20 protein-coding genes and 1 tRNA gene are annotated in these 26,358 nt (G+C 69.8%); 7 read left to right on the top strand and 14 right to left on the bottom strand.

The genetic code is table 11. From position 1 onward, the window contains the following. Positions 1–1,216 precede the first annotated feature (1,216 nt). Positions 1,217–2,584 (bottom strand): tetratricopeptide repeat protein, encoded by a 1,368-nt coding sequence (locus ACOKM3_RS26085; protein WP_426903449.1) that lies wholly within the window; start codon positions 2,582–2,584, stop codon positions 1,217–1,219. Between the two features lie 309 nt (positions 2,585–2,893). Here ACOKM3_RS26085 and ACOKM3_RS26090 point away from each other — a divergent pair, with 309 nt between their 5' ends. Together ACOKM3_RS26090 and ACOKM3_RS26095 are read left to right on the top strand one after the other, a co-directional pair. Continuing rightward, on the top strand, positions 2,894–3,328 hold the full coding sequence (locus ACOKM3_RS26090) for a hypothetical protein (protein WP_426906900.1): 435 nt from the start codon (positions 2,894–2,896) through the stop codon (positions 3,326–3,328). A gap of 33 nt (positions 3,329–3,361) precedes the next feature. Continuing rightward, a complete protein-coding gene (locus ACOKM3_RS26095) occupies positions 3,362–4,234 on the top strand; it encodes a spermidine synthase (protein WP_426903450.1) in 873 nt (290 codons plus the stop codon). Between the two features lie 189 nt (positions 4,235–4,423). Here ACOKM3_RS26095 and ACOKM3_RS26100 read toward each other — a convergent pair whose 3' ends face one another. After that, entirely contained in the window at positions 4,424–4,987 is a 564-nt protein-coding gene (locus ACOKM3_RS26100; RefSeq protein ID WP_426903451.1) for a hypothetical protein, read from the bottom strand. Positions 4,988–5,424: 437 nt separating this feature from the next. Between ACOKM3_RS26100 and ACOKM3_RS26105 the strand changes: the two genes are divergently transcribed. From ACOKM3_RS26105 to ACOKM3_RS26115, 3 genes are all read left to right on the top strand, one after another. Further along, complete coding sequence (locus ACOKM3_RS26105) at positions 5,425–6,129, top strand: response regulator transcription factor (RefSeq protein ID WP_426903452.1); 705 nt, start codon at positions 5,425–5,427, stop codon at positions 6,127–6,129. Then, the gene (locus tag ACOKM3_RS26110; RefSeq protein ID WP_426903453.1) at positions 6,126–7,559 is read left to right on the top strand and encodes a sensor histidine kinase; all 1,434 of its coding nucleotides are present in this window, start codon (positions 6,126–6,128) and stop codon (positions 7,557–7,559) included. The genes ACOKM3_RS26105 and ACOKM3_RS26110 overlap by 4 nt, the downstream gene beginning before the upstream one ends. Positions 7,560–7,690: 131 nt before the next feature. Next, positions 7,691–8,719 carry a chitinase gene (locus ACOKM3_RS26115; protein WP_426903454.1) on the top strand — a complete coding sequence of 343 codons (1,029 nt, stop codon included), beginning with the start codon at positions 7,691–7,693 and terminating at the stop codon, positions 8,717–8,719. Positions 8,720–8,752: 33 nt separating this feature from the next. Here the strand turns inward: ACOKM3_RS26115 and ACOKM3_RS26120 are convergent, their stop codons facing one another. The 7 genes from ACOKM3_RS26120 to ACOKM3_RS26150 form a co-directional block, all read right to left on the bottom strand. After that, positions 8,753–10,402, bottom strand: coding sequence for a bifunctional aspartate transaminase/aspartate 4-decarboxylase (locus ACOKM3_RS26120; protein WP_426903455.1), 1,650 nt, complete (start codon positions 10,400–10,402; stop codon positions 8,753–8,755). A gap of 28 nt (positions 10,403–10,430) precedes the next feature. After that, complete coding sequence (gene aspT, locus ACOKM3_RS26125) at positions 10,431–12,134, bottom strand: aspartate-alanine antiporter (protein WP_426903456.1); 1,704 nt, start codon at positions 12,132–12,134, stop codon at positions 10,431–10,433. Between the two features lie 16 nt (positions 12,135–12,150). Next, positions 12,151–13,827, bottom strand: a complete 1,677-nt coding sequence (aspT, locus tag ACOKM3_RS26130; protein WP_426903457.1) for an aspartate-alanine antiporter — start codon at positions 13,825–13,827, stop codon at positions 12,151–12,153. A gap of 107 nt (positions 13,828–13,934) precedes the next feature. Then, entirely contained in the window at positions 13,935–15,386 is a 1,452-nt protein-coding gene (locus tag ACOKM3_RS26135; RefSeq protein ID WP_426903458.1) for a GH1 family beta-glucosidase, read from the bottom strand. A 177-nt stretch (positions 15,387–15,563) separates the two neighbouring features. After that, positions 15,564–16,439: a carbohydrate ABC transporter permease gene (locus ACOKM3_RS26140; protein ID WP_426903459.1), complete on the bottom strand. Its 876-nt coding sequence runs from the start codon at positions 16,437–16,439 to the stop codon at positions 15,564–15,566. After that, on the bottom strand, positions 16,436–17,470 hold the full coding sequence (locus tag ACOKM3_RS26145; protein WP_426903460.1) for a carbohydrate ABC transporter permease: 1,035 nt from the start codon (positions 17,468–17,470) through the stop codon (positions 16,436–16,438). The genes ACOKM3_RS26140 and ACOKM3_RS26145 overlap by 4 nt, the downstream gene beginning before the upstream one ends. Beyond that, positions 17,467–18,789, bottom strand: coding sequence for an ABC transporter substrate-binding protein (locus ACOKM3_RS26150; protein ID WP_426903461.1), 1,323 nt, complete (start codon positions 18,787–18,789; stop codon positions 17,467–17,469). Before ACOKM3_RS26150 ends, ACOKM3_RS26145 begins: the two co-directional genes overlap by 4 nt. Positions 18,790–19,065: 276 nt before the next feature. Between ACOKM3_RS26150 and ACOKM3_RS26155 the strand changes: the two genes are divergently transcribed. Continuing rightward, on the top strand, positions 19,066–20,121 hold the full coding sequence (locus ACOKM3_RS26155) for a LacI family DNA-binding transcriptional regulator (RefSeq protein WP_426903463.1): 1,056 nt from the start codon (positions 19,066–19,068) through the stop codon (positions 20,119–20,121). An 89-nt stretch (positions 20,122–20,210) separates the two neighbouring features. Here the strand turns inward: ACOKM3_RS26155 and ACOKM3_RS26160 are convergent. The 3 genes from ACOKM3_RS26160 to ACOKM3_RS26170 all read right to left on the bottom strand — a co-directional run bounded on the left by ACOKM3_RS26160 (position 20,211) and on the right by ACOKM3_RS26170 (position 22,296). Then, positions 20,211–20,283 (bottom strand) — tRNA-His (locus tag ACOKM3_RS26160). Between the two features lie 122 nt (positions 20,284–20,405). After that, on the bottom strand, positions 20,406–21,008 hold the full coding sequence (gene orn / locus ACOKM3_RS26165; protein WP_266719301.1) for an oligoribonuclease: 603 nt from the start codon (positions 21,006–21,008) through the stop codon (positions 20,406–20,408). A 79-nt stretch (positions 21,009–21,087) separates the two neighbouring features. After that, complete coding sequence (locus ACOKM3_RS26170; protein WP_426903464.1) at positions 21,088–22,296, bottom strand: GlxA family transcriptional regulator; 1,209 nt, start codon at positions 22,294–22,296, stop codon at positions 21,088–21,090. Between the two features lie 1,072 nt (positions 22,297–23,368). On the opposite strand from ACOKM3_RS26170, the gene ACOKM3_RS26175 reads away from it, so the two are divergent. Next, positions 23,369–23,893, top strand: coding sequence for a universal stress protein (locus ACOKM3_RS26175; protein WP_266719304.1), 525 nt, complete (start codon positions 23,369–23,371; stop codon positions 23,891–23,893). A gap of 248 nt (positions 23,894–24,141) precedes the next feature. Here ACOKM3_RS26175 and glmS read toward each other — a convergent pair whose 3' ends face one another. Then, positions 24,142–25,959 (bottom strand): glutamine--fructose-6-phosphate transaminase (isomerizing), encoded by a 1,818-nt coding sequence (glmS, locus tag ACOKM3_RS26180; RefSeq protein WP_426903466.1) that lies wholly within the window; start codon positions 25,957–25,959, stop codon positions 24,142–24,144. A gap of 36 nt (positions 25,960–25,995) precedes the next feature. Continuing rightward, a complete protein-coding gene (locus ACOKM3_RS26185) occupies positions 25,996–26,253 on the bottom strand; it encodes a hypothetical protein (RefSeq protein WP_426903467.1) in 258 nt (85 codons plus the stop codon). Between the last annotated feature and the right edge of the window lie 105 nt (positions 26,254–26,358).

A 26,358-nucleotide genomic window follows, 5' to 3' on the forward strand; every position in this document is an offset into this window, starting at 1 on the left:
TTCTGGTTGCGGGGCACTGGGTGTTGGGGCTGTGCCGGGGCGGGCGCTCTTGCGTTCGGCGCGCGGGACCGGTCCTTGTCCGGGCGCGCGGGAGTGGGCGTCCCTGTGTTCGGCGCACGGCACCGGTGCCTGTCCGGCTGGGCCGGTGCCCGGTCATCTCCCACCCGCCCGCCCCCTCCGGGGGCTCCGGCTCGTCCGGGGACCCGGTCGCTGTGCTGTGGCCGGGCCCTTCGTGAGGGGTGCGCCGCACCGGGGTGCCGCCTTGCCCACCCTGCCGCCCCAGGCGGCAGATTGCCCAAGTCGGCGACGGCCGACCGTCACGGGTGGGGAGCCGTGGCTGTGGCGGATTGTCCAACGTGGGGACGGCGTCGACTGCAATGGGTGGGGAGCCGCCCCAGGCGGCGGATTGCCCAAGGCGGGTGCGGTCGACCGTCACGGGTGGGCAGTCGTGGTTGGCGTTACCCAAGGCACGTCCGGCCGACCGCAGCCGGTGGGGAGTCGCGGTTGGCGGAGGTAGCGACGGAGGGCGGAGCTCGCCGTCTTGGATGGGGAGCCGTGGTTGCGGCGGGTTGCCCAAGGCGGGGACAGCGTCGACCGTCACGGGTAGGGAGCCGTGGCTGTGGCGGATTGTCCAAGGCGGGTGCAGCCCGATCGCAGCGGGTGGGCAGTCGTGGTTGGTGTTATCCAAGGCGCGTTCGGTCGGCCGCAGCGGGTGGGGAGTCGCGGTTGGCGGAGGTAGCGGCGGGGGCGGAGCTCGCTGTTTTGGGTGGGGAGCCGTGGTTGGCGTTGGCCAAGGCGGGGCGGCGTCGATCGCGACGGGTGCGGGGCCGTGGCCGGCGGCGGATTGCCCACGGTGGCGGTACCCCGTCGGGCCGACGCCCCCGGAGGGGGCGGGCGGGTGGGGAGCCGGGCGATTGCCTGCGGGGGCGCGGGCCAATTCAAGCCCCTGTGGCGGGTGTTCAACTTAAGCCTCGCTCTTGGGCGGGAGCCGGCGGAGCCCCGAGGCCGTAATGCCGGTTCGGCACATCAGCCCCGCCGGCGTTTGAGGCGCGGGGGTCCGGGGCGGAGCCCCGATCTTTGAAGCCCCGTTCTACGGGCGAGAGCCCGCGGGGGCCGGGGCGGAGCCCCGAGGTTGTGACGTCGGGTAGGCGAATCAGCACCGCCGGCGGTTCAGGCACAGGGCCCGGGGCGGAGCCCGTGGTGGAGGGGTGGGTGGTCAAGCCGAGCGGCGTGATGTCGCGTGGGTGTTCAGGAACGTGGAGACGCCTGATGCGCGGCGGTGGGGGAGGAGGACGCGGGCCGTCGTGGCCAGCATGCCCTCGATGCGGGAGGAGCGGACGTCCTGGAGAAGGTTGAGGGCGCGCAGACCCTCGGCAGCCGATTCGTCGGGGTGCCCCGCCCGCGCCAGGTCGTCGGCCAACTCGGCCGTGTACAAAGCCATGTTGCGGGTGAAGTGCGGATCCTGGAGGGCCACCGCGCGCCGCGCGTGCAGGGACGCCCGGTCCCAGCCGCCCAGCGCCGACCAGCACTGCGCCTCCAGGCCCTCCAACTCGGCCTCCCCGTAGAACGACATCCACTCCGGATCCGCGTCCGACGCCCCCCGCGCGAACAGCGCCTGCGCCCGAGCGAGAGAGCGTTCGCAGGACGGCTGGTCGCCCAACCCCGCCCAGCCGCCCGCCTCTCGTAGCGCGAGGAGGGACAGGAGGCGCGGCGAGCCGAGGTGGGACGCCACGCGGGTCGCCGCCTGGGCGGCGCGCACCGCCTCGCGGGGGCGCCCCGCGTCGCGCGCCAGGAACGCCGTGTTGCAGAACGCGTGCGCCTCCAACGCCTCGTCGCCCGCCATCCGCGCCGTCGCGAGCGCCTCCGCGTAGTGCGAGCGCGCGTCGTCGAAGCGGCCCGAGTCATGGGCCAACCAGCCGACGGAGATGGCCAGTTCACCCGCCCCGGCCTGCAATCGCTCGGTGACCTCGCGCCGGCCCGGGCCCGCGTCGAGCAGCTCGAAGGCGGTCCGCAGCGGGGTCGAGGCCCGCCGGTACAGGCCGTCCGCGCCGTGCCGGTCGTCGAGCAGCCGGATCCGCCGGATCGCCTCCTCGACGGCGTTGATCCCGGCCCGCGCCGGATGCCGGTCGAGGTCCGCGGGAAGCGTGGGGACGCCGAAGGGTGCCAGGGCGGCGACGGCCACGGTGGCCGTCGAGCCGGTCATGCCGGTCATGAATGCGCGACGTCGCACGTCGCTCTCCTCGTCGTACGGATACTGCGGGTCGGCGGTGGCAGCGGCGGGGCGCGCACCCCGGCCACGTACCGCAGAGCGGGGCGCGAACCCCAGGTCCGCGAGGGTCCGGCCCGGGAACATGTGCAGGAACACCCGCTCGTACGCGTAGTTGGGGCAGCGGATCTCGCCCGCCTCCACGCGTCCGATGTAGCGCGCGTCGCAGCTGACCCGCTCACCGATCTCCCGCGCCGCGCGCCGCACCGCGGCCGCGAACTCGCCCGGCGAGCGCTGACCGCGCAGCTCCCGGAAGGCGAGGTTCGGTCGTGGAGACTGCGGCGTCGAGGTGTCCGAGGCGATCGGCGACGACGTCATGAGCGGGTCCTCCCGTGCGAACCGTGCCGGACGGCAGGGAAGTTGGGAGCGCGCCCGGCATCCCGGAGGTCCCGGGAGAGGGAGGGCAGCCGCAACTTCCTTGTTCCGGCGAGGCTCGAAGGTACCGGCTGTCACGACCGCGACACGCTGGGTTTGGCTACAAACCGGATATCTCACCCACGATCCGCCATGAACTGCCATCCTTTGCGGCGGTGTGCCGCCGTAGCCGTTGACAGCACGTGCGCGTTGAACCTTGCGGCGAAACCCCACGAGCGAGGAGGGGCCGACGTGTTGGATGCGGCCAAGCCCATGCTGTCACTTCCCACGACCCCCACGACGGTGCGGCATCGACCGAGCGAGGAGTGCAGCGCGTCGCCGCCCGGCGACTGCGACCTGGTCACCGTGCCGGCCCGGCAGGGCCTGGAGGCGGTCGACATCCTGCGCCGCGGCTGTACGGAAACGGTTGGCCCGGTGCTGCACGACGGGGGCGGCGACACCCTCGGCTTCCTCGTCCCGCCCGGCACCGCCGACGGCTGGGACCTGCCCGGCAGCGACTGCACGCACACGCAGGGGCGCGGCCTCGCGCTCGGCGCCCGGCCCGACCCGCCGGTCGAGGGCACGGGCTGGCTGCTCCCGCCGGACCCCGCGGAGCGGCCCACGGACCTGGTCACCGATCCCGCGGTGCTGCGGGCCGCGCTCGACGAGGCGGCGCGCATGATCGAGGCGGCGGACGGCTGCCGCTGAGCCGTTCCGGGGGTGGGCGTCGATAATGGGCGAATGGGAAGGTCGCGAGGGAAACAGGGGCAGGGGCGCGCGGGGCGGGAAGCCGTGGTCGAGAAGGTCGACGGCGGGCTCGCCGAGCTGGTGCCCGACCGGGACCGCCCGGCCGGCTGGACGCTGCTCGTGGACGGTGCGCCGCAGTCGCACGTGGATCTCGACGACCCGGTCCACCTCTCCTTCGAGTACCAGCGCCGCATCGGGCACGTCATCGATCTGGCCGCCGAGCGGGGCCGCCCCGTGCAGGCCGTGCACCTCGGTGGCGGGGCGTTCACCCTGGCCCGCTACGTCGCCGTGACCCGGCCCCGTTCCACGCAGCAGGTCGTGGAGCGTGACGGGGCGTTGATCCAACTCGTGCGCGGGACGCTGCCGTTGGATCCGGGGCAGCGGATTCGGGTGCGGACCGCGGATGCGCGTGAGGCGTTGGCCAAGTTGCCCGACGACTGGGCGGATGTGCTCGTGGCCGATGTGTTCAGTGGGGCCAGGACGCCCGCGCATCTCACCAGTACGGAGTTCCTGGCGGAGGTGCGGCGGGTGTTGCGGCCCGCGGGGACGTATGTCGCGAATATCGCGGACGGGCCGCCGCTCGCGTATCTGCGGGGGCAGATCGCCACTGCCGCGGCCGTGTTTCCCGAGCTTGCGCTCGTCGCTGATCCGACGGTGTTGCGGGGGAAGCGGTTCGGGAATGCGGTGCTGGTCGCGTCCGCGGGGGTGTTGGGGGTGGCGGAGTTGACGCGGCGGGCGGCGGGGGATCCGCATCCGGGGCGGGTTCTGCACGGCAAGGAGCTTGTGGATTTTGCGGGTGGGGTGGTTGCGGTCACCGACGCGTCGGCGAAGGCGTCTCCGGCTCCGCCGCCGTCCGTGTTTCGCTAGTCGTTGCCCACGTCACGGGGCTCCGCCCCGGACCCCGCGCCTCAAACGCCGGCGGGGCTGGATTTGCCCACTCGCCGCTGGGCTTGAAAGGCCGGGGCTCTGCCCCGGACCCCGCGAGTCTCGTCCCAGAGCGGGGCTTGAAAGCCCCGGACCCCGCGGGCTCCCGTCCAAGAGCGGGGCTCAAATGGGTCAGTACTTCGCGATCTCCACCGTCGGCTCGTGGTCGTGCCACGTGCAGAAGACCGAGACCTTTTTCTCGCCCGAGGTGAATTCGACGCGGATCCACGTGGGCTGTTTCCACACCTGGACCGACCAGCCCGCGGCGGGTGTCGCGGAGACGAGGGTGGCCGAGGTCTTCTGGAGGTCGAAGACCGCGCGGCCGCCGGTCGTCGCGTAGCTCTTGACGGAGCCGGAGGACGGCGGTGCGGGGGATGTCGTACGAGGGGTGGGCGAGGGGGACGTCGACCGCGACGGAGGCGGTGACGTATGGCTCGGTGACACCGACGGCTTGCGCGTCGACGTCGACGGCTGGGGCCGGTGGGTCGAGGAGGACACCGGCGGCTTCGCGTCCGGCTCGTCCTGCGTCGCCGCGACGGGGAGCGCCTGCGGAGGGTCGTACACCGTGCCCGACATCACCGTGTGGACGCCCCACCACGACAGCGTCACCGCGGCCCCCGTGGCGAGCAGCCACGCGACGCCGTGAGTGAGCCACCTACGGCCGGAGTGCTTCGGAGGCGGGGGTGTCTCGTGCATCGCGGGCCATACTGCACCACACCCGCCCCGCCTGTCCCGCAGGTCCCCCAGTCACCCGGAAGAGGCCCCAGGGCCCGGGTGGAGTGATGGTCCGGGCTCGCGGGGCGTGGCACGCACGCTCGCCGCGTTACCGAGAAGACCTAGGCCCTGTCGTCAAACTCCCGTCTGCCCGGCGGCGCCTGGCACGCACGCTCGCGGCGTTGCCGAAAAGCCCGAGTAGCTCCGCTACTAGGACTCTCCGGCGCCTTGCGATCGCACGCACCAGGCGCCGCCGGGCCGCCCTGCGGGCGACGACGGGAGTTTGACGACAGGACCTAGTAGCTCCGCTACGAGGACTTCCCGGCGCCTTGCGATCGCACGCACCACGCCCCGCTCCCTTCTCCGGACCATCACTCCACCCAGACCCTGAACCGCCGGATGGCGTACGGTGCCGTCCCATGGCAAGTGTGCTCGTGGTCGAGGACGACCAGTTCGTACGCTCAGCCCTCATCCGGCACCTGACCGACGCCGCGCACACCGTGCGCAGCGTCGGCACCGCGTTGGAGGCGCTGCGCGAGGTCGCTCATTTCCGGTTCGACGTCGTGATTCTGGATCTCGGTCTGCCCGATCTCGACGGGGCCGAGGCGCTCAAGATGCTGCGCGGGATCACCGACGTACCCGTGATCATCGCCACTGCGCGGGACGACGAGGCCGAGATCGTGCGGCTGCTGAACGACGGCGCCGACGACTATCTGACCAAGCCGTTCTCGCCCGAGCACCTGTCCGCCCGGATGGCCGCCGTGCTGCGCCGCTCGCGGGGGAGCACGGGCGCCGAGCCGCCCTCGCGGGTGATCCGGGTCGGCGGGCTCGCCATCGATCCGTTGCGGCGGCAGGCCGAGCTCGATGGTGCGCCGCTGGATCTGACGCGGCGCGAGTTCGATCTGCTGACCTTCCTCGCCGGACGGCCCGGCGTCGTCGTCGCGCGCAAGGAGCTGCTCGCCGAGGTGTGGCAGCAGTCCTATGGGGACGATCAGACCATTGATGTGCATTTGTCGTGGTTGCGGAGGAAGCTCGGGGAGACTGCCGCGCGGCCGCGGTATCTGCACACCCTGCGCGGCGTCGGTGTGAAGCTGGAGCCCCCTCGCGTGGAGCCGCCGGCATGAGGTGGGCGCTGGTGAAGGTGTGCCTCGCCGTCACGACGATGGTGGTGGTCGCCTTCGCCGTACCGCTCGGCCTCGTGATCAAGGAGATGGCGCGGGACCGGGCCTTCTCCAACGCCGAGCGGACCGCCGCCGCCATCGGCCCCACCCTCTCCATCACCACCGACCGCGACCAGCTCGCCCGCGCCCTCGCCACCGCGCAGACCGGCGGCGAGGACCGGATGTCGGTGTACGTCCCGGCTGGCGGTGGGCACGAGGCGATCCGGCTCGGCGAGCAGCGGGTCGGCCGGGACCGGCTCGACATCCGGCAGGCCACCGTCGTGGACGTGCCGGGCGGCTCGGTGTGGCTGCAGCCCATCGCGGTGAGCACGGGCAAGATCGCCGTCGTCGAGGTGTACGTGCCCGAGGCCGAGGTCACCAATGGCGTGACGACCGCGTGGGTCGTGCTCGGTGGTGTCGGCATCGCGCTGATCATCGGCTCCGTGGCGGTCGCGGACCGGCTCGGCGGGCGGATGGTGCAGCCGGCGCAGCGGCTCGTGGGCGCGGCGCACGATCTGGGGGACGGGAAGCTCGGGGCGCGGGTGCCCGAGGACGGTCCCACCGAGCTGCGGCTCGCGGCCGTCGCGTTCAATTCGATGGCCGATCAAGTCGTGCAACTGCTCGCTAATGAGCGGGAGTTGGCTGCCGATCTGTCGCATCGGCTGCGGACGCCGCTGACCGTGCTGCGGCTCAATGCCGCCTCGCTCGGGGACGGGCCCGCCGCCGAGCAGACCCGGGCCGCCGTGGAGCAGCTGGAGCACGAGGTCGACACCATCATCCGTACGGCCAGGGAGGCCAAGCCCCAGACCGCCGCGGCCGGGCCCGGCGCGGGCTGCGACGCCGCCGAGGTGATCCGCGAGCGGATGGACTTCTGGTCGGCGCTCGCCGAGGACGAGGGGCGCAAGGTGCGGGTCGCCGGCGTCGACCGGCCCGTCCGACTGCCGGTCGCCCGCGGGGAGTTGGCGGCCGCCCTCGACGCGCTGCTGGGCAATGTGTTCCGGCACACCCCGGAGGGCACGGCGTTCGCGGTCGACGTGCACCGGGCCGAGGGTGCCGTGATCGTGCTCGTATCCGACGCGGGCCCCGGCATCGCCGACCCGGAGGCCGCGCTGGCCCGCGGCACGGAAGGCGTCGAGGTCGGCTCGACCGGGCTCGGCCTGGACATCGCGCGCCGGGTCGCCGAGTCCACCGGCGGCGACGTGCGCATCGGTTCGTCCGTGCTCGGCGGCACCGAGGTGCGGATCTGGCTCCAGCTGGAGGGGCACCGGCGCGTCGAGGGGCGCCGCGGGCACGGGCGGCGCGGCCGGGACCGAAAGGGAGGGAGCGGCAGCCGAAAGAAATCGGTCGTGCACGGATTGGTATCGACCTTTAACCGCTCCCGATCCCTTACTTAAGCCAACCCTAAGATCCTCAACACCCTTGCCGCTTGCCCGAATTGCCGGGTTGTCGATCGCTAGCGTGCTGCTGCGCCCTCGCCTCCTCGTGGGCGCATCCACCCCCCACGTAGACCTAAGGCAGGCACGCGATGAGCAGCAGCATGCACCGGCGCAGGATCAGCGGCAGGAAGAAGGCGGTGGGCGGTGTCGTGGCCGCCGCCCTCGTGGGCGGCGGCGCGTTCCTCTTCGCCTCCGGCGCGTCCGCCGAGGTGACGGACGCGGCTGCGGGCGCCGGCTTCGCCCCGTACGTCGACACCTCGTTGCAGCCGAAGTTCGACCTTGTCGACTCCTCCAAGGCCACCGGCGTCAAGGAGTTCAACCTCGCCTTCATCACCTCCGGCGGCGACTGCGCGCCGAAGTGGGGCGGCGTCACCGACCTCGGCAGCGACGAAGTCGCCGCGCAAATAGGCGACTTGAGGTCGGCGGGCGGTGACGTACGGGTCTCCTTCGGTGGCGCGTCCGGCACCGAGCTGGCCCAGGCGTGTTCGTCCGCCTCCGAGCTCGCGGCGGCGTACCAGAAGGTCATCGACCAGTTCGACCTCACCAAGGTCGACTTCGACATCGAGGGCGGCGCGCTGCCCGACACGGCGGCCAACACCGAGCGCGCCGAGGCGATCGCGACGCTTCAGAAGAACAACGCGGACCTGAACGTGTCGGTGACGCTTCCCGTGATGCCCGAGGGACTCACCCAGGACGGCGTGAACTTCCTCAAGAACGCCAAGGAGAACGGCGCCTCGCCCGACCTCGTCAACATCATGGCGATGGACTACGGGGCGTCGTACAGCGGCGACATGGGCGACTACGCCGAGCAGGCGGCGACCGCCACGCAGGCGCAGGTGAAGTCGGCCCTCGGCCTGTCGGACGCGGACGCCTGGAAGGCCCTCGCGATCACCCCGATGATCGGCGTCAACGACGTCTCGTCCGAGGTCTTCAAGGTCGAGGACGCCACGCAGCTCGTCTCCTTCGCGAAGGAGAAGGACCTCGGCGGTCTGTCGATGTGGTCGGCGACCCGTGACAAGGCCTGCGAGGGCGGGGCCTCCGACTCGGCGCAGCCGACGTGCAGCTCGATCGAGCAGGAGGCGAACGCCTTCCAGAAGGCGTTCGCCTCGTTCAACTGACATCTCGTCCAACTGGCCCCGGAGGCCCTGGCGTTACGCCTTCGACGTCTGCCACTCCTCCGCGTAGTCGTTGAAGATGCTGCGCAGATGGTGGCCGATCTTCAGGTAGTCGAGGTTGTCCAGGTTGGCCAGCGAGACGCGGACGGACCACGTGGGGCCCTCGAAGCCGCCTCCGTTGAGGAGCACCACGCCGGTCTGCTGGGCGAGCCGGAACAGGGCGTCGACCGGCTCGTAGTTCTTCTCCAGGAAGCTCGCGAAGTCCTTGCCGTGGACGCGCTCGGCCTCGGCGAGGAGGTCCAGCTCGATGTAGTAGGCCGCCCGGTGGGGATCCTCGTGGATCTTCATCTGGGCGCCTTCGAGGAGCAGGTCCAGGCGCTGGTGGACGATGGAGCGGATCTTCTCCTTGTACGCCTGGCCCTCCTCCAGCATGTCGAACAGGGAGAAGAGCGCCATCATCACCTGCTGCGGCAGCGACAGGCCCGCCGTGTGGTTGAGCGCCACCTGCCGGGAGTCCGCGACGAGCCGGTCGATGAACTTGATCTTCTCGGGCTCCAGGGTGAGGGACCCGTAGCGCTTGTTGAGGCGGTCCTTCTCCTCCTGGGGGAGCTGGGCGATCCGCTCGTCGATGACGTTGTCGTCGTGCAGCCCGATCACCCCGAGCCGCCAGCCCGTGCACCCGTAGTGCTTCGAGTACGAGTAGACGAGCAGGGTGTTGCGCGGCAGGTCGGCGGCGATCGAGCGGAAGCCCGGGACGAACGTGCCGTACACGTCGTCGGTGACGAGCAGCAGGTTCGGGTTCTTGCGCGCCACGATCTCCTTGATCTGGTTCGCGACCCGCGAACTCAGGGCAAGAGAGGGCGGGTTGGAGGGGTTCACCAGGCAGACCAGCTTGATCTCCGGGTCCTCCAGCTTGGCGACCTCCTCCTCCGGGTACCGCCACTCGCGCACGCCCGTCTCGGCGAACTTGCTGGCCGAGATGTACGTGACGTCGAACTCGTAGGTGTCGAGTTCGGGGATCTCGATGTACGGGGTGAAGACCGGGGTCATCAGCGCGATCTTGTCGCCCTTCTTCAACAGCCCGTTCTTCATGAGGGAGTCGAAGATGTAGCACATGGCCGCCGTGCCGCCCTCGGTGGCGAACAGCGACAGATTGTCCGCGGGTGCCTTCTTGTCGAACATCTCGTCGGCGAGGTAGCCGCGCACCACCTGCTCGGCGTGGGTCAACATCCGGTCGGGCACCGGGTAGTTGTCGCCCGTGATGCCGTCGGTCAGCTCGTGCACCCACTCGTCCTTGTCGAACCCGAAGCGCTGGATGCCGTGCTGCACGCACTGAGCGAGGAGTTCGATGCCCGGCAGGTCGGGGTGGCGGCGCACGAACGTGTCGAAGCGCTCGTACGCGCCGTGCTTCTCCGGCATCCCGCCGAGGTTGTCGGCGGTCCATACGCGCCGCGACTCCTCCAGGGCGAAGTAGCCGAGCGCGTAGAAGGCCTCGCGGGGGCCGGTGGCGATCCAGTTCGGGTTGCCGCGGCCCGCGTTGAGCATCTGACGGCTGGACTTCTCCTTCTGGCCCGGCTTGTCGGCCTGCGCCTGCTCGGCGAGGTCGATGAAGATGTTCTTCAGCTCGAAGGGGGAGAGCTGGGCGTACTGCTGGATCTCTTCGCGCGTGAACGTCGTCTTGGTCATGAGGGGTCCTTAAGTGCGGTGCGGGGGCTCAGTGTTGGAGGAGGACGATCACGGCGCCCCAGATGGTCAGGAGCACGTTGCCGACCGCGTACGGGATCGTGTAGCCGAGGGTCGGCACCTGGGAGCGGGAGGACTCGTTGATCGCGCCGATCGCCGCGGTGGTCGTCTGGCCGCCCGCGAGGACGCCCATCAGGATCGGGAAGCGCATCTTCTGCACGTAGTGGCCGAACAGGAAGCCGACGATCAGCGGGACGACGGTGGCGACCGCGCCGAAGACCAGCAGGCCCCAGCCGGCGTCGGAGAGCCCCGAGGTGAAGCTCGGGCCCGCGTTGATGCCGACGATGGCGACGAACATGCACAGGCCGAGCGTGTCCATGAACCACTGGGCGCCGGGCGGGACGTTGCCGTATGTCGGGTACTTGCCCCGGATGTAGCCGAAGACCAGGCCCATGATGAGCGCGCCGCCCGACGTGGACAGCGAGATCGGGACGCCGGAGACGGTCAGCGCGGGGATGCCGATGCAGCCGCCGAGGAAGATGCCGAGGCCCACCCAGATCATGTCGGTGGCGAACGAGGTCGGCACCGGCTTGCCGAGGGCCGCTCCCGCCGGGTCCACCAGGCGCTTGGGCCCGGTGAGGACGAGCGTGTCGCCGCGCTCGACCTTCGAGGAGAGGCGGTACGGGAACTCGGCGCCGGACCGGTAGATCTTGTCGATGTAGACGCCGACCATGAACGGCTCGCGCCTCAACTCAGCGACGGTCCTGCCCAGTTGGGCCTTCTCGGACGCCACCACGTGCAGCGTCTCCGTCTCGTAGCCGAGCAGTTCGACGTCGTCGGTCTCCCTGCCGATGTGGGTGCGGGCGTCGTAGTCGACGAGCGAGCCGCGCAGCGCGCTCACCGCCACGACGTCGCCCTCGCGCAGCGCCGTCTGCTGGGTGTGGTCGAGGATCTGCCCGTCCCGGCGCACCCGCGTGAGGTAGATGCGGTGGCCGAGCTCCTTCTGCTGGTTCTCGAAGTCCTCGATGGTGCGGCCGACGATGTCGGGGCGCTCGATGGTGTACGCCCGCAGCACCACCTCGTAGTAGCCCTCGGCGAGGTCCGGGTCGTTGTCCGGGGCGTCCAACTCCTTTGCCATCCGGGCCGATTCGGCGGCGAGGTCCTTCTTGTAGAGCTTCGGCAGGATGTTGGCGAGCAGCATCGCGCACAGGATGGTGCCGAGCGGATACGTCACCGCGTAGCCGATCGCGACGAGGTTCCCCTCGTGCTTGGCCGCCCCGGAGGACAGGCCCGGCAGGGTGCTGATGGCGTCCTGCGCGACACCGATCACGGCGGACTGGGTGAGCGCGCCGCCGAGCAGTCCGGCCGAGAGCCCGGGACCGTAGCCGAGCATCGCGGCGAAGATCCAGCAGATCAGCAGGCCGGAGACGCAGACCACGATGGCGTTGAGCACCTGCGGCAGGCCGTCGGTCTTGAGGCCGCGGAAGAACTGCGGGCCGACCTTGTAGCCGAGGGCGAACAGAAACATGATGAAGAACAGGCTCTTCACCGTGCCGTTGATCTCGACCCCGGTCCAGGCGCCGAGCAGCAGGCCCGCGACGAGGCAGCCGGTGACGGCGCCGAGCGCGATGGCCTTGTAGCGGATCTTCCCGAGCAGGAAGCCGAAGGCGACCGTGAGGAAGACCAGGAGCTCCGGATAGGGCTGGAAGATGTTCCGGTTGAGGAAGTCGATCACGTCGTGAACCGTCCTCTCAGTTGCCGAGGATGCCGACGAGCACAGGGCCCGTCAGGGGGAGCAGGAAGTTGGAGAGGGCGTAGGTGATCGTGTAGCCGAGCATTGGTACGGACGACTGCGCCACCTGGGTGACGGCGGTGATCGCGGGGGTCGAGCACTGCTGTCCGGCGATGGCTCCGATCAGGAGCGGTTTCTCGATCTTGAGGAGCTTGCGGCCGACGATCAGTGAGATCGTCGCGGGGATCAGCACCATCGCGATCCCGGCGAACGGGAGCAGCGCCCCGTACTCCTTGATCAGCGGCCAGGCCTGCGGTCCGGAGACGAGGCCCGTGCAGGCGATGAAGACCGCGAGCCCCATGTCCTTGATCGTCGAGGCGGCCTGCGGCGGGAACGCGCCGAAGGTCTGCGAGCGCGAGCGGAACCAGCCGAACAGCAGCCCCGAGATCAGGCAGCCGCCGCCGGTGCCGAGCGACATCGGGATGTCGCCGAACTTCACCACGACCTGCCCGAGCAGCGAACCGGCCGCGATGCCGAGCCCCAGGTAGATGAAGTCGGTGGCGTCGTTCTTGACCACCGAGCCGATCCTGGCGACCAGCTTGTTGAGGCCCGAGCGGGCGCCCACCAGGGTCACCACGTCGCCGCGGTGCAGCACCGTGTCCCCGTTGGCGGGCATGTCCTGGTCGCCGCGGGTGATGTCGGTGACGTAGACGCCGTCCTTGTAGAACTCGGGGTTGGCCTTCTGCAGCTCGTCGACGGACTTGCCGTCCAGCGCCTTGTCGGTGATGGACACCTCGCGGGAGGCGAGCGGCGAGTCCAGCCCCGGCACGCCCGGCGTCTCCGGGCCGATGACCCGGCCCGCGTCGATCACGTTCGCCCGGCGGCCGACCAGGAGCACCAGGTCGGAGAGGGTGAGCTCCAGGTCCGGGGCGACGTCGAGGACCTTGCTGCCGCGCTTGACCGACTCGACGGTGACCCGGTCCGCGAGCGAGGACTGGAGGTCCCCGACGGTACGTCCGTCGGCGGTCGTCACCAGATACGTGCGGCCCACCATGCCCGGCAGGGCGGGGCGCTCGTCCGCCTCCAGGCTGCCCTTGCTGCGCGTGCGCTCCCACAGCTCACGGGCGGCGTCGCGCAGGTTGATGCGCATCATCATCGGCATGATCTGGCTCGTGTAGAGCACGATCGTGATCAGGCCGAAGAGGTAGCAGACCGTGTACGCGGTGGCGACGTTGCCCTGGTACTCGGTGATCTGAGCGGCTGTGAGGTCGCTGAGCTTGCCGATGGACTCGGTGGCCGTGCCCACGACCGCGGACTCGGTGGCGGCGCCGGCCAGGATGCCGGAGGCCGTGCCGACGTCCAGGTCGAACCAGCTCGCCAGGCCGAGCGCGATGCCGATGACACAGACCAGCTCGATGCCGCACAGCACGAAGAAGCGCAGGCTCTTCTTGTTGAGGTTGCGGAAGAACTGCGGCCCGGCCATGTAGCCGAGCGCGAAGATGAACAGCGCGAAGAACACGGTCTTCACGTCGTCGGAGACATGGGCCTTGGTCCAGGCCCCGAGCAGCAGCGAGACGATCAGCGTCCCGCAGATGCCGCCCAACGTCAGCGGCCCCACGCGCAGCTTCCCCACGAGGTAGCCGAGCGCGAGGCTCACGAACAGGACGAGTTCCGGATGGTCCTTGAGCACACCCATGGCGCTTCAGAACCGCTCGTATTGGTAAGTATCGGGCATATGCGAAAGCTAAGGGCCGGTGCGCCCCGCTGCCACGCGACGCGCACCGGCCCTACTGCCCGCCGGCGTCAGGATTCGGCGGGCAGCCCCCCGCGGCGCGCCACCTGGGAGTACCAGGTGGCGCTGGATTTCGGGATGCGCTCCTGCGTCTCGTAGTCGACGTACACGGCGCCGAACCGCTTGCCGTATCCGTAGGCCCACTCGAAGTTGTCGAGCAGCGACCAGAGGAAGTAGCCGCGGACGTCGGCGCCCTGCTCGATGGCTTCGTGGACGGCGGCGAGGTGGCCGTGCAGATAGCGGATGCGGTCCGGGTCGTGCACGCGTCCTTCGGCGTCGACGACGTCCTCGTACGCCGCCCCGTTCTCGGTCACGTAGAGCGGGATGCCCGGCGCGAGCGCGGTGTGGTCGAGGAGCAGGTCGGTGAGGCCGGTCGGGTCCACGGGCCAGTTCATGGCGGTGAGTTCGCCGGGCGCGTGGTGGAAGAGGACGTCGTCGGCGGCCGGCCACGGGGAGTGCTCGCTGGAGCCGTGCCCGTCGAGGCGCGGGCCGTCCCGGTCGGGACGGGGGCCGGAGACGACGGCGGGCGTGTAGTAGTTCAGGCCGATGAAGTCGAGCGGCTGGTGGATCGCCGCGGTGTCCCCGTCCCGCACGAACGACCAGTCCGTGACGGCCGCGGTGTCGGTGAAGAGGTCGCGCGGATAGGCGCCCTTGAGCAGCGGCCCGGTGAAGACCCGGTTCGCCAGCGCGTCGATCCGGCGCCGGGCGTCCAGGTCCGCAGGTGCATCGGTGAGCGCCCTGACCACGCTCGGGTTCAGGCTGATGCCGACCTTGGCGCGGGCCGGCAGCACGCCGCGTAGGGCCGAACTTGCCAGCCCGTGGCCGAGGTTGAGGTGGTGCGCCGCGCGCAGGGCGGCCGCCGGGTCCGTCCTGCCGGGGGCGTGCACCCCGGAGCCGTAGCCCAAAAAGGCGCTGCACCAGGGCTCGTTGAGCGTCACCCAGCTCTCGACGCGGTCGCCGAGCGCCTCGCCGACGAGCCCCGCGTACTCGGCGAACCGGTAGGCGGTGTCCCGCTCGGGCCAGCCGCCCGCGTTCTCCAACTCCTGCGGCAGGTCCCAGTGGTAGAGCGTCACCACGGGCTTGATCCCGTTGGCGAGCAGCTCGTCCACGAGCCCCCGGTAGAAGTCGAGCCCACGCTGCACGGCGGGCCCGCGCCCGGTGGGCTGCACCCGCGGCCACGCCACGGAGAAGCGGTACGCGGTGAGCCCCAGGTCGGCCATCAGCCGCACGTCGTCGCGCCACCGGTGGTAGTGGTCCACGGCGACGTCCCCGGTGTCACCGTTCAGCACCTTGCCCGGTGTATGGCTGAACGTGTCCCAGATCGACGGCGTCCGCCCGTCCTCCCGCACGGCCCCCTCGATCTGGTACGAGGCAGTGGCCGCCCCCCAAAGAAACCCGGCCGGAAACCGGGTGGCGACGGGTTCGGTGGTGAGCCCGGTGCTGGTGTTGTCAGTGGTGGTCATAGGAGCGCTCCCATAGATAGTGATCAGACGGGGCGGGCACTTCGAGCCGCGCACATCAAGCCCCTGCGGCGATTGAGCAGATCCAGCCCCGCCGGCGTTTGAGGCGCGGGGTCCGGGGCGGAGCCCCGAGGCGTGGGAGCGGCGGGGCGCAACGAGAACACCCCGCCCTCCCCGTGTTCACCCCTTGACGGCTCCCTGCATGATCCCGCCCACGATCTGCTTCCCGAACAGCAAGAACGCGACGAGCAACGGCAACGTCCCCAGCAACGCCCCCGCCATGATCACCGAGTCATCGGGGATGTACCCGGTCCCGAGCGCGTTCAGCGCGACCTGCACCGTGGGGTTCTCCTGGTTGAGCGCGATGATCGGCCACAGGAAGTCGTTCCAGGCCATGACGAACGTCAGCAGCCCGAGCACGGCCATCGCGGGCCGCGCCGCGGGGAACACCACATGCCAGACCACCCGCAGGCTGCTCGCCCCGTCGACCCGCGCCGCCTCGATGAGCTCGCCCGGCAGCGCCTGCACCAGGTACTGCCGCATGAAGAACGTGCCGAAGGCGGAGACGAGCGTCGGCAGGATGACGGTCTGCAGATGGTTGGCCCACCCGAGGTCCGTCATCCACAAGTACAGCGGTACGACGGCCAGTTGCGGCGGAATCATCATCGTGCCGATGGTCATCAGGAGCAGCGTCGTCGAGAACCGGAACTTCAGCTTGGCGAAGGCGAACCCGGCCAGCGTGGAGAACAGCACCGTACCGACGGTGATGGCCGACGCGACGAGAATGCTGTTCCACATCGCCGTGCCGAGGCCGGCCTGGTTCCAGGCGGTCTCCAGGTTCTTGAAGAGATTCCCGCCGATCCAGAACGGCGGCGGAGTCTGGGCGAGGCGTTCGTTGGTGCGCGAGGCCGCGACCACGGTCCACAGCAGCGGGGCGAGGGAGATCGCGGCGAACAGGGCCAGCACGACGTACGTGACGGGACCGGCGTGCAGTTGTTTGCCCGCGCCCAGGATCCGGCGGCGCTTCGTCCGCGTCGCATCTTCGATGGTGGTCATTGGGACTTCCTCAGCCGGCGGGAGATCAGCAGGTTGATCGCGGCGACGATCAGCAGAATGAGGAACATCGACCAGGCGATCGCGGACGCCTTGCCGAGGTTGCCGACGATCCAGCCCTGGTCGTACATGTAGAGGCCGATCGTCTGGTACTGGTGCTCGGACCCGCCCTTGGTGCCGCTGACCCCGCCGAACAGCAGGGGCTCACCGAAGAGTTGCATCGCGCCGATGGTGGAGACGACGATCGTGAAGAGGATCGTCGGCCGCAGCATCGGAATGGTCACGTGCCGGAACTGCTGCCAGCGGTTGGCCCCGTCCAGCGCCGCCGATTCGTAGAGGTCGGCGGGGATGGCCTGCATCGCCGCCAGATAGATCAGCGCGTTGTACCCGGTCCACCGCCAGATCACGATCGAGGACACCGCGAGCTGTGAACCCCAGTCGGACTCCTGCCAGTTGATCTTGTCGAGGCCGATGGAGTCGAGCGCCCAGTTGATCATCCCGCTGTCCGGCGCGAACAGCAGCACGAAGACGAGCGTCGCGGCCGCCACCGACGTGGCGTACGGCGTGAGCACGACGACGCGCCACACGACCGAGCCGCGCAGCCGGTAGTTGAGCATGTGCGCGAGCCAGATCGCCCCGGCCAGCTGCGGAACCGTGGAGATCACACCGATGGTCAGGGTGTTCTTCAGCGCGTTCCAGAAGAAGTCCGACTGGAACAGGTTGGTGTAGTTCTCCAGACCCGCCCAGGTCTGGCCGTCCAGGTTCGCCAACTGCACGTTGTGCAGCGAGTACCAGGCCGTATAGAGCAGCGGCACCAGGGAGAAGGCACCGAAGATGATGAAGAAGGGGGCGATGAACGCGTACGGAGACGCCTTCATGTCCCAGCGGTACAGCCGGCTGCGCCAGGAAGTGGTGTCCGACGGCGGCGTACCGCGACCCTGAGCGCCCCGGGCCGCGCCCGACTCCTCGGTGGAGTCGGACGCGGCGTCGGCGCTCGACGCGGTCTGCGCGAGAGCCTCGTTGGAGCTGGTCACTGGCCGAGCACGTCCTTGACCTCCGCGGTGGCGGCGTCCCAGCCCTGCGCGGGCGACTTGCCCTTCTGCTCGACCTGGAGGATGCCCGTGTCGGTGATCGCCGTGTTGATCGGCTGGTCCTTGATGCCGAAGATCTGCACCGGGATGGTCTTCGCCGAGTCGGAGAAGATCTGCGTGATCGGCGCGTCCGAGAAGTACGCGGTGGTGTCCGCCTTCGGCTTCAGCGTCGCGTACGCCGACGGCGTCGACGGGAAGCTGGCCTGCTTGCCGAAGACCTTCGCCTGCTGCGCGGGGGCGGTCAGCCACTTCGCCAGGGCGATGGCCTCCTTCTGGTGCTTGCTCGCCGTCGGCACACCGATGAACGAGCCGCCCCAGTTGGCCGCGGTCGGCGCGGCGGCGATGTCCCACTTGCCCTTGCCGGAGTCACCGGACTTCTCCTGGATGTAGCCGACCATCCACGCCGGGCAGGCGACGGTGGCGAAGGTGCCGTTCGCGTAGCCCTGGTCCCACGGCTTGTCGAACTGCTTCAGCTTCGCCGACATGTTGGAGGTCGCCACCTCCATCGCGGCGTCCCACGACTGCTTGACGCCCTCGGACTTGTCCCAGATGACGTTGCCGCTCTTGTCGTAATAGCGGTCCTTCGCGCCGCCCAGCGCCGCGTTGTAGACCGACGAGGCGGAGTCCACGAACTTGGTGCCGCTCGGCGCCTTCTTCATGTAGTCCTTGCCGACGTCGACGTACTTCGCCCAGTCGCCCTTCCACATCTCGGCGAGCTTGGTGCGGTCGGTGGGCAGGCCGGCCTTCTTGAAGAGGTCCTTGCGGTAGCAGATCGCCATCGGGCCGACGTCCGTGCCGAGACCGATCAGCTTGCCGTCCTTGGTGGTGGCCTGCTTGTTCTTCCAGTCAAGCCACTGCGACTTGTCGACCTCCTTGCCGAGGTCGACGAACTTGTTCGCCTGCGTCTGCACGGCCTCGGTGATGTTGCCGATCTCGATGGCCTGGATGTCGTCGGTGCCGGAGCCGGCCTGCAGACGGGTGAGGGTCTTGGGCCAGTAGACGTCGGTCCGGGTGGTGACGTTCTCCTTGATGGTGATGTTCTTGTGCAGCTTCATGTACTCGTCGTAGAGCCCGGCCTGCTTGTAACCGAAGGTGCCGAAGGTGCCGACCGTCAGCGTGGTCGCGCCCTCCTTGTCACCGGAGCCTCCGGCGCCCCCGGAGTCGTCGCCGTCATCGCTCGCACAACCGGCAAGCAGGCCAGTGGCCAGGGCGGCGACGACCGCGAAGGTCATCGCGCGTCGGGACGTACGGGCAGTGCGCATTGCGTCCTCCAAGTGCTCAAGTGCTCTTGATGCTGAGACGTGCAGACCCCCGGCCAACTGCCACTGCCAACTGTTGTACTGGGCCCGGTTGTTCACGTGCGGCTCGGGCGGGGAACGTGCGGCTTCTGTATGCGTCCAGTAGGGTGGGAGCGCTCCCATCCGTGATGAGTTGAAGGGTCGTCGCTCGAACCCGGGGTGTCAAGACACCCGGCGGCGACAAGTTCGTGCGGTTATCGGGCTGTTAGATTCCGCTCAAGATCTGGGGAGGTACGAGTCATGGTGGCTCACGGCACGCACGGCAGGCGCCCGACCCTCGAGGAGGTCGCGGCCCGAGCGGGCGTCGGCCGGGGCACGGTCTCCCGTGTCATCAACGGATCGCCGCGGGTCAGCGACCGCACCCGCGCCGCGGTCGAGGAAGCGGTCGCCGAGCTCGGCTACGTACCGAACACGGCGGCCCGTGCCCTCGCGGCCAACCGCTCGGACTCCATAGCCGTGGTGGTCCCGGAGGCGGAGTCCCGGTTCTTCTCCGAGCCGTACTTCTCCGGCATGGTCGGCGGCGTCGGCCTCGCCCTCGCCGAGACCAACCTCCAGCTCCTGCTCACCTTCGCCCGCGGCGAGCGCGAACAGGACCGGCTGGCCACCTACCTCGCCGCCCACCGCGTCGACGGCGTCCTCCTGGTCTCGGTGCACTCCGACGACCCGCTCGCGGACCGCCTCATCCAGATGGACATCCCCACCGTGATCAGCGGCCCCCGCTCCGCGGACGAGCCGCTGCCCTCGGTCGACACCGACAACCACGCGGGCGCCCGCTCCGCCGTCGGGCACCTGGTCTCCCGGGGCCGCCGCTCCGTCGCGATCATCGCGGGCCCGCTCGATGTGTACGGGGCCCAGCGCCGCCTCGCCGGCTACCAGGACGAGCTGGCCGCGAGCGGCATCAGCTACGACGAGAAGCTGGTGACCTACGGAGACTTCACGGAGGAGGGCGGCCGCCGCTGCATGGAGGAGCTCCTGGAGCGCGGCACCGGCCTCGACGCGGTCTTCGCCTGCTCCGACCTGATGGCCTCGGGCGCCCGCCAGGTGCTGCGCGAGGCGGGCCGCCGCATCCCCGAGGACGTCTCCCTGGTCGGCTTCGACGACTCGGTGATCGCCCGCCACATGGAGCCGGGCCTCACCAGCGTGCGCCAGCCCACCCTGGACATGGGCCGGGCGATGACGGAGCTGCTGCTCGACGAGATCGCCCTGGCCGCGGAGGGGAAGCGCTCGTCCGTCCGCCGGGGCACGCAGCGGCACCTGGTGCTGCCGACGGAGCTGGTGGTCCGCGCCTCGTCGTAGATGCGGCCCCGGGGGTCCGGAACCGTTCGGATCCCCCGGGAACGCCGAAGGCCCCGGTTCTCTCGAACCGGGGCCTTCGGACCCTTCAGGGTGAGTGACGGGACTTGAACCCGCGGCCACCTGGACCACAACCAGGTGCTCTACCAACTGAGCTACACCCACCATGTCCGGTCGTTTGTCTTTCTTCCGACCGGCCGAGAAAAAGTGTACAGGGTCCGAAGGGGTGCTCGCGCACACCTTTTCCCGAGCGGGTCCGGACCCCGTACACAGGGGCTTACGAGGGGTTATTCCGCAGGCAGGACGTACTTCGCCGCGATCGACTTCGCGGTGTCCGAGTCCGGCCCCGGCTGCGGGACGAAGACCGCCTCGCGGTAGTAGCGCAGCTCGGCGATGGACTCGCGGATGTCGGCGAGCGCCCGGTGGTTGCCGTTCTTGTCCGGACTGTTGAAGTACGCCCTCGGGTACCAGCGCCTGGCGAGCTCCTTGACCGAGGACACATCGACGATCCGGTAGTGGAGGTAGTCCTCCAGCGTCGGCATGTCACGCAGCAGGAATCCGCGGTCGGTACCGACCGAGTTCCCGCACAGCGGGGCCTTGCCCGCGTCCTTGACGTGCTCACGTACGTACGCCAGGACCTGTTCCTCGGCGTCCGCGAGCGTCGTGCCGCCCGCCAGCTCGTCGAGGAGACCCGAGGCGGTGTGCATGTTGCGCACCACCTCGGGCATCGTCTCCAGGGCCTCGTCCGGCGGGCGGATCACGATGTCCACACCGTCGCCGAGTACGTTCAGCTCCGAGTCGGTGACCAGTGCGGCCACCTCGATGAGCGCGTCGTTCGCCAGCGAGAGTCCGGTCATCTCGCAGTCGATCCACACCATGCGATCGTTCATGCGCCCAACCCTACGGGTCCGACCTTCCCACTGGCAGACGACGGGCATCAGCTCCTGTGCTCGGTGCTGTCCCGCGGGGCTACGAAGCCGTGCGCGGGCCGGGCAGTCCCGAGTGGCCCGTCGGCATCGAGGCCGCGTGCGGGCCCAGCGCGCTCGCGGCCGCCGTGCGCCGGGACTGCGCGGGGACCGGAGCCCCCTCGGCGCCCGGCACACCCGCGAGCTCGACCGTCCTGTCGGGCTTCTCCGGCTTCCCCTGGCCCTCGCCCGGCTGCGGCCTGCGCGCCCGGTACGCCGCCCGGTACGCGGCCGGGGACGAGCCCAGCTGGCGCCGGAAGTGCCCGCGCAGCGCGACGGGGGAGCGGAAGCCGCAGCGGCCCGCCACCTCGTCGACCGAGTAGTCGGAGGTCTCCAGGAGCCGCTGGGCCTGAAGCACCCGCTGCGTGATCAGCCACTGGAGCGGGGCGGACCCCGTCAGCGACCGGAAGCGGCGGTCGAAGGTGCGGCGGCTCATATAGGCGCGGGCGGCGAGCGTCTCCACGTCGAACTGCTCGTGGAGGTGCTCCAGGGCCCAGGCGACGACCTCGGCCAGCGGGTCCGCGCCGATCTCCTCCGGTAAAGACCTGTCGAGGTAGCGCTCCTGGCCGCCGCTGCGGCGCGGTGGGACCACCAGGCGCCGGGCGAGCGCCCCGGCCGCCTCGTTGCCGTGGTCCGTGCGCACGATGTGCAGACACAGATCTATACCGGCCGCGGTGCCGGCGCTCGTCAGTACGTCGCCGTCGTCCACGAAGAGCTCGCGCGGGTCCACGTGGACCGACGGATAGCGCTTGGCGAGCGTCGGCGCGTACATCCAGTGCGTGGTCGCCGGACGGCCGTCCAGCAGGCCCGCGGCGGCGAGCACGAAGGCTCCCGTACACAGGCCGACGATGCGCGCGCCCTCCTCGTGGGCGCGGCGCAGGGCGTCCAACGCCTCCTCCGGTGGCGGAGAAGTGATGGACCGCCAGGCGGGCACGACCACCGTGCCCGCTCGCGATATCGCCTCGAGCCCGTGCGGCGCGGTGAGTTCGAGTCCCCCTGTCGTCCTCAGGGGCCCCTCTTCGCCGGAGCACACGAGCAATCGATAGCGCGGAACTCCCGCGTCCTGTCGGTCGATGCCGAACACGGAGAGTGGAATGGAACTCTCGAAGATGGGTCCGCCGCTGAACAGCAGCACCGCGACGATCTCTCGTCGACGGCGCCCCGACAGCTTGCGAGCCGCCGCCTCCGGCGCGGTGGTGGCGTCGTGGCTCATGCTGCTAAGCCCCCCTCGGTGATCCCGGCTCCCTCAATATTTTGACGGGTCGTTCGCTCCTGCACGTTTCCCCTCGGTGATGCACGAAGTCCCCCGCCGCCTTCAGATCAGACAGTCAAGATCGAATCTACTGCGTCCCATGGTGCCGTCGTGACCAGTTAAGAACCTGACAGATTGTCGACATGGCAACTTGGCGTGAAGCATTCGATCACGAAGCGTCGCACTCAGGGGCGTTGCTGGGAAGTGGGCCTCAACTCCGTGGCCGGTCCCCGTAGGGTGGAAGCGCTTTTCGTCGCCGTTTTTGCCCTGGTGGAAAGGGGGTTGGGGGAGGCGAAACGCAAGGGGAGGCCCGCTGGCCCAAGTTGGCTGAAAATTATCGGAGCGCCGCGTTGAAACCGGTCAGCCAACCGGCGTATCCCACTCGGTCCGACGCCCGCCGTCCTGTGCGTCAGGTCCGTTCCACTCGCGTCGACCACGATGCGCGACGCATTGTTCACTGTGCAACTGTGCAGCCCCGCGCTCCGTCTGTCGAAGGAGTACCCGGCACGCCGCGGTGATCGCGGCGAGCCCCAGGGCGGCGCCGGCGGCGCCCGTGGCGGAGGAGGCGTACCAGACGAGTACGAGCGGGGGCACCAGGACGCAGCTGAACGCGGCCCAGCGCGCGGGCAGGGGCGTGTCGGGGTGGGCCGCGGCGCTGGTTCGCTGGGCGATGGTCGGTCCGGGCACTGAGCGCTCCCCTGTGTCTTTCGGTACGCGAGTTCAACGCCGACGACCGGCCCGGGTCACTTCGCCGGGGGAGGGCAGACGCCCAGTTGAGTGCGCAATCCGCCTGTACGGGGCAGCAACCATTGCCATACGGTCGCCCCTCGTGCATGCTCCCCTGAACGCGGCGGAGCGGAGCCATCGGTGAACGAAGGTGCGGCTCTGGGCCCGGAAAGCAGAGTCTGGGCAGAGGAGGAGTGTCGCCGTACCCTTGGGGGTATGGGGTTGGGAAGATGATTCCCGGACACAGCTCCGCCGATCAGTTGTCGTCCCCTCTTTAGAGGCCCACGAGGTACACGCCGAGACACTCATGGCCGGTCACGAAATCCCTGAACCCGCGGACCGCAAGCGGCAGGTCGCCGATCCCACGGCGACGCCCCGAGCGGCGGAAGAGACACGTCAAGCCTGTGACCCCGCGTTCAAGCACGGTGTCGTCGTCGGCTTCGACGGCTCGACATCGAGTGAGCGGGCACTCGCGTACGCGATCGGCATGGCCCACCGTTCGGGCTCGGGTCTTGTCATCGTCCATGTGGCCAATCGGCTGCCCACCACGGTGTGGGCGGGCTGTGAGCCGCCCGTGTTCGTGGACGTGCCGGATCACCGGACGGAGGTCCTCGGGCTCGAGCTCGCCTGTGCGGAGTATCTGTCCGAGGTGCCCTGGATCCTCGTCGAGCGCGGTGGCGACATCTGCCACGAGCTGGAGGAGGTCGGGCACGAGTACTCGGCCGACGCGATCGTCGTGGGCTCGACCCACGGGCTCGTCGGGCGGATCTTCGGCTCGGTCGCGGGACGGCTCGCGCGGCGCGCGCAGCGGCCCGTCATTGTGATCCCGTAAGTCCCTTTCGGGAAGCGGGAGTTGGGCCGGTGGTTGAATTCGCGCCGTTGGATAAATCTACTCCCGCGTAGAGGTGCTTTGTGCCCTTGTGAAGGGTAAATACGGGGCGTTGGCGTGCTGTTGGCCGGGGGGTGACGGCCGCCGGCCGATGGCCAAGGGCCGGGGCAATGGGCGGCTCCGGCCCTCACGAAAACGGGTCCCGTGCGCATGGTGGCGCGTACGGGACCCGTTTGTGCGGCGCGAGGTGTCTATTCGACCGTGACGGACTTCGCCAGGTTGCGGGGCTTGTCGATGTCGCGGCCGAGGGCCAAGGCCGTGTGGTAGGCGAGGAGTTGGAGCGGGATGCCCATCAGGATCGGGTCCAGCTCGTCCTCGTTCTTCGGGACGACGATCGTGCGGTCGGCCTTCTCCTGCTCCTGGTGGGCGACCGCGAGGATGCGGCCGGAGCGGGCCTTGATCTCCTCCATCGCGGCGCGGTTCTTCTCCAGCAGGTCGTCGTCGGGGACGATCGCGACCGTGGGGAGCGCCGGCTCGATGAGGGCCAGCGGGCCGTGCTTGAGCTCGGAGGCCGGGTAGGCCTCGGCGTGGATGTACGAGACCTCCTTGAGCTTCAGGGACGCCTCGCGGGCCACCGGGTAGCCCCGCACGCGGCCGATGAACATCATCGAGCGGGCGTCCGCGTACTCCTCGGCGATCTTCTTGATCTCCGCCTCCTGCTCCAGGATCTCGGTGATCTGGGCGGGGAGCTTGCGCAGGCCCTCGATGATGCGCTTGCCGTCGGCGACCGAGAGGTCGCGGATGCGGCCGAGGTGCAGGGCGAGCAGGGCGAAGGCGACCGTGGTGTTGGTGAAGCACTTGGTCGAGACGACGCAGACCTCGGGGCCCGCGTGGACGTACACGCCCGCGTCCGACTCGCGGGCGATCGCCGAGCCGACGACGTTCACGACGCCGAAGACGCGGGCGCCCTTGCGCTTCAGCTCCTGGACCGCGGCGAGGACGTCGTACGTCTCGCCGGACTGGGAGACCGCGATGTAGAGGGTGTCGGGGTCCACGACCGCGTTGCGGTAGCGGAACTCGGAGGCCGGCTCGGCGTCCGCGGGGATGCGGGCCAGCTCCTCGATCATCTGGGCGCCGATCAGACCCGCGTGGTACGAGGTGCCGCAGCCGAGGATCTTCACACGGCGGACCGTGCGGGCCTCGCGGGCGTCCAGGTTGAGGCCGCCGAGGTGCACGGTGGAGAAGCGGTCGTCGATGCGGCCGCGCAGCACGCGGTCCACGGCGTCGGCCTGCTCGGAGATCTCCTTGTGCATGTACGTGTCGTGGTCGCCCATGTCGAAGGAGGCGGCCTCGAGGTCCACGGTGGTCGGCTCGTTGGCGGTACGGGTGCCGGCCGTGGTGTACGTACGGAAGTCGTCGGCCTTGAGCGTGGCCATCTCGCCGTCGTCGAGCGTGACGATCTGGCGGGTGTGGGTGATCAGCGCGGCGATGTCGGAGGCGACGAACATCTCCTTGTCGCCGATGCCGAGGACGACCGGCGAGCCGTTGCGCGCGACCACGATGCGGTCCGGGAAGTCGGCGTGCAGGACCGCGATGCCGTACGTGCCCTCGATCAGGTGCAGCGCCTCACGGACCCGGTCCTCCAGCTCGGGCAGCTGGGAGCGGGCGATGAGGTGGGTGAGGACCTCGGTGTCCGTCTCGGAGAGGAACTCGACGCCCTCGGCGACCAGCTTGGCGCGCAGGTCGGAGGCGTTGTCGATGATGCCGTTGTGGACGACGGCGACCTTGTCGTCCGCGGACATGTGCGGGTGCGCGTTGTGGTCGGAGGGGGCGCCGTGCGTGGCCCAGCGGGTGTGGGCGATGCCGGTGGTGCCCTTGAAGCGGGCCGGGACCTTCGCCTCCAGGTCGCGCACCCGGCCCTTGGCCTTGACCATCTTCAGGCCGGTGGCCTTGGGGCTGGTGATGACGACGCCCGCGGAGTCGTATCCGCGGTACTCCAGGCGCTGCAGTCCTTCGAGAAGGAGCGGCGCGACGTCACGCTTGCCGATGTAACCGACGATTCCGCACATATGTGGTGTTGATCCCCTCGGGTAGTGGGTCCGCGGTCAGCCGTAGACGATGCGGCGCAACTGCCGGAGCGAGAGCTCCGGCGGCGCCACCGCCCGGTACCGCAGGTCCGCCGTGATCTGTTCGAAGATCTCCGCGTTCACCAGGCCCTGACCCTGGAGTTCGCGGTGCCGGCGGCGGACGTAGTCCTCCGTCGACTCGTCGAAGTAGGCGAGCACGTCCTGGACCACCCGCAGCGCCTCGCCCCGGCTCAGGGCGCTGCTGCGTGTCAGGTGGTCGACAAGTTCCTCGTGCACGGAAGCGATCCTCGGGGCTGGGGGGTGGTTTTGCAAGAATCCTGCCCGAAATCGGGCAGGAGGTTCGCTCGGGTGGGCGTGGTTGAGGTCGCGGGGCTCTGCCCC

The organism is Streptomyces nidicola, from assembly GCF_050106155.1.
Taxonomy (GTDB): domain Bacteria; phylum Actinomycetota; class Actinomycetes; order Streptomycetales; family Streptomycetaceae; genus Streptomyces.

Bases quoted from the DNA above. Each gene is read 5' to 3' on its own strand.
- aspT (WP_426903457.1), bottom strand. From the start codon at position 13,827: ATGGGTGTGCTCAAGGACCATCCGGAACTCGTCCTGTTCGTGAGCCTC.
- ACOKM3_RS26110 (WP_426903453.1), top strand. From the start codon at position 6,126: ATGAGGTGGGCGCTGGTGAAGGTGTGCCTCGCCGTCACGACGATGGTG.
- glmS (WP_426903466.1), bottom strand. From the start codon at position 25,959: ATGTGCGGAATCGTCGGTTACATCGGCAAGCGTGACGTCGCGCCGCTC.
- orn (WP_266719301.1), bottom strand. From the start codon at position 21,008: ATGAACGATCGCATGGTGTGGATCGACTGCGAGATGACCGGACTCTCG.
- ACOKM3_RS26105 (WP_426903452.1), top strand. From the start codon at position 5,425: ATGGCAAGTGTGCTCGTGGTCGAGGACGACCAGTTCGTACGCTCAGCC.
- ACOKM3_RS26100 (WP_426903451.1), bottom strand. From the start codon at position 4,987: ATGCACGAGACACCCCCGCCTCCGAAGCACTCCGGCCGTAGGTGGCTC.
- ACOKM3_RS26085 (WP_426903449.1), bottom strand. From the start codon at position 2,584: ATGACGTCGTCGCCGATCGCCTCGGACACCTCGACGCCGCAGTCTCCA.
- ACOKM3_RS26090 (WP_426906900.1), top strand. From the start codon at position 2,894: ATGCTGTCACTTCCCACGACCCCCACGACGGTGCGGCATCGACCGAGC.
- ACOKM3_RS26115 (WP_426903454.1), top strand. From the start codon at position 7,691: ATGAGCAGCAGCATGCACCGGCGCAGGATCAGCGGCAGGAAGAAGGCG.
- ACOKM3_RS26135 (WP_426903458.1), bottom strand. From the start codon at position 15,386: ATGACCACCACTGACAACACCAGCACCGGGCTCACCACCGAACCCGTC.
- ACOKM3_RS26120 (WP_426903455.1), bottom strand. From the start codon at position 10,402: ATGACCAAGACGACGTTCACGCGCGAAGAGATCCAGCAGTACGCCCAG.
- ACOKM3_RS26155 (WP_426903463.1), top strand. From the start codon at position 19,066: ATGGTGGCTCACGGCACGCACGGCAGGCGCCCGACCCTCGAGGAGGTC.
- ACOKM3_RS26175 (WP_266719304.1), top strand. From the start codon at position 23,369: ATGGCCGGTCACGAAATCCCTGAACCCGCGGACCGCAAGCGGCAGGTC.
- ACOKM3_RS26140 (WP_426903459.1), bottom strand. From the start codon at position 16,439: ATGACCACCATCGAAGATGCGACGCGGACGAAGCGCCGCCGGATCCTG.
- ACOKM3_RS26170 (WP_426903464.1), bottom strand. From the start codon at position 22,296: ATGAGCCACGACGCCACCACCGCGCCGGAGGCGGCGGCTCGCAAGCTG.
- ACOKM3_RS26150 (WP_426903461.1), bottom strand. From the start codon at position 18,789: ATGCGCACTGCCCGTACGTCCCGACGCGCGATGACCTTCGCGGTCGTC.
- ACOKM3_RS26095 (WP_426903450.1), top strand. From the start codon at position 3,362: ATGGGAAGGTCGCGAGGGAAACAGGGGCAGGGGCGCGCGGGGCGGGAA.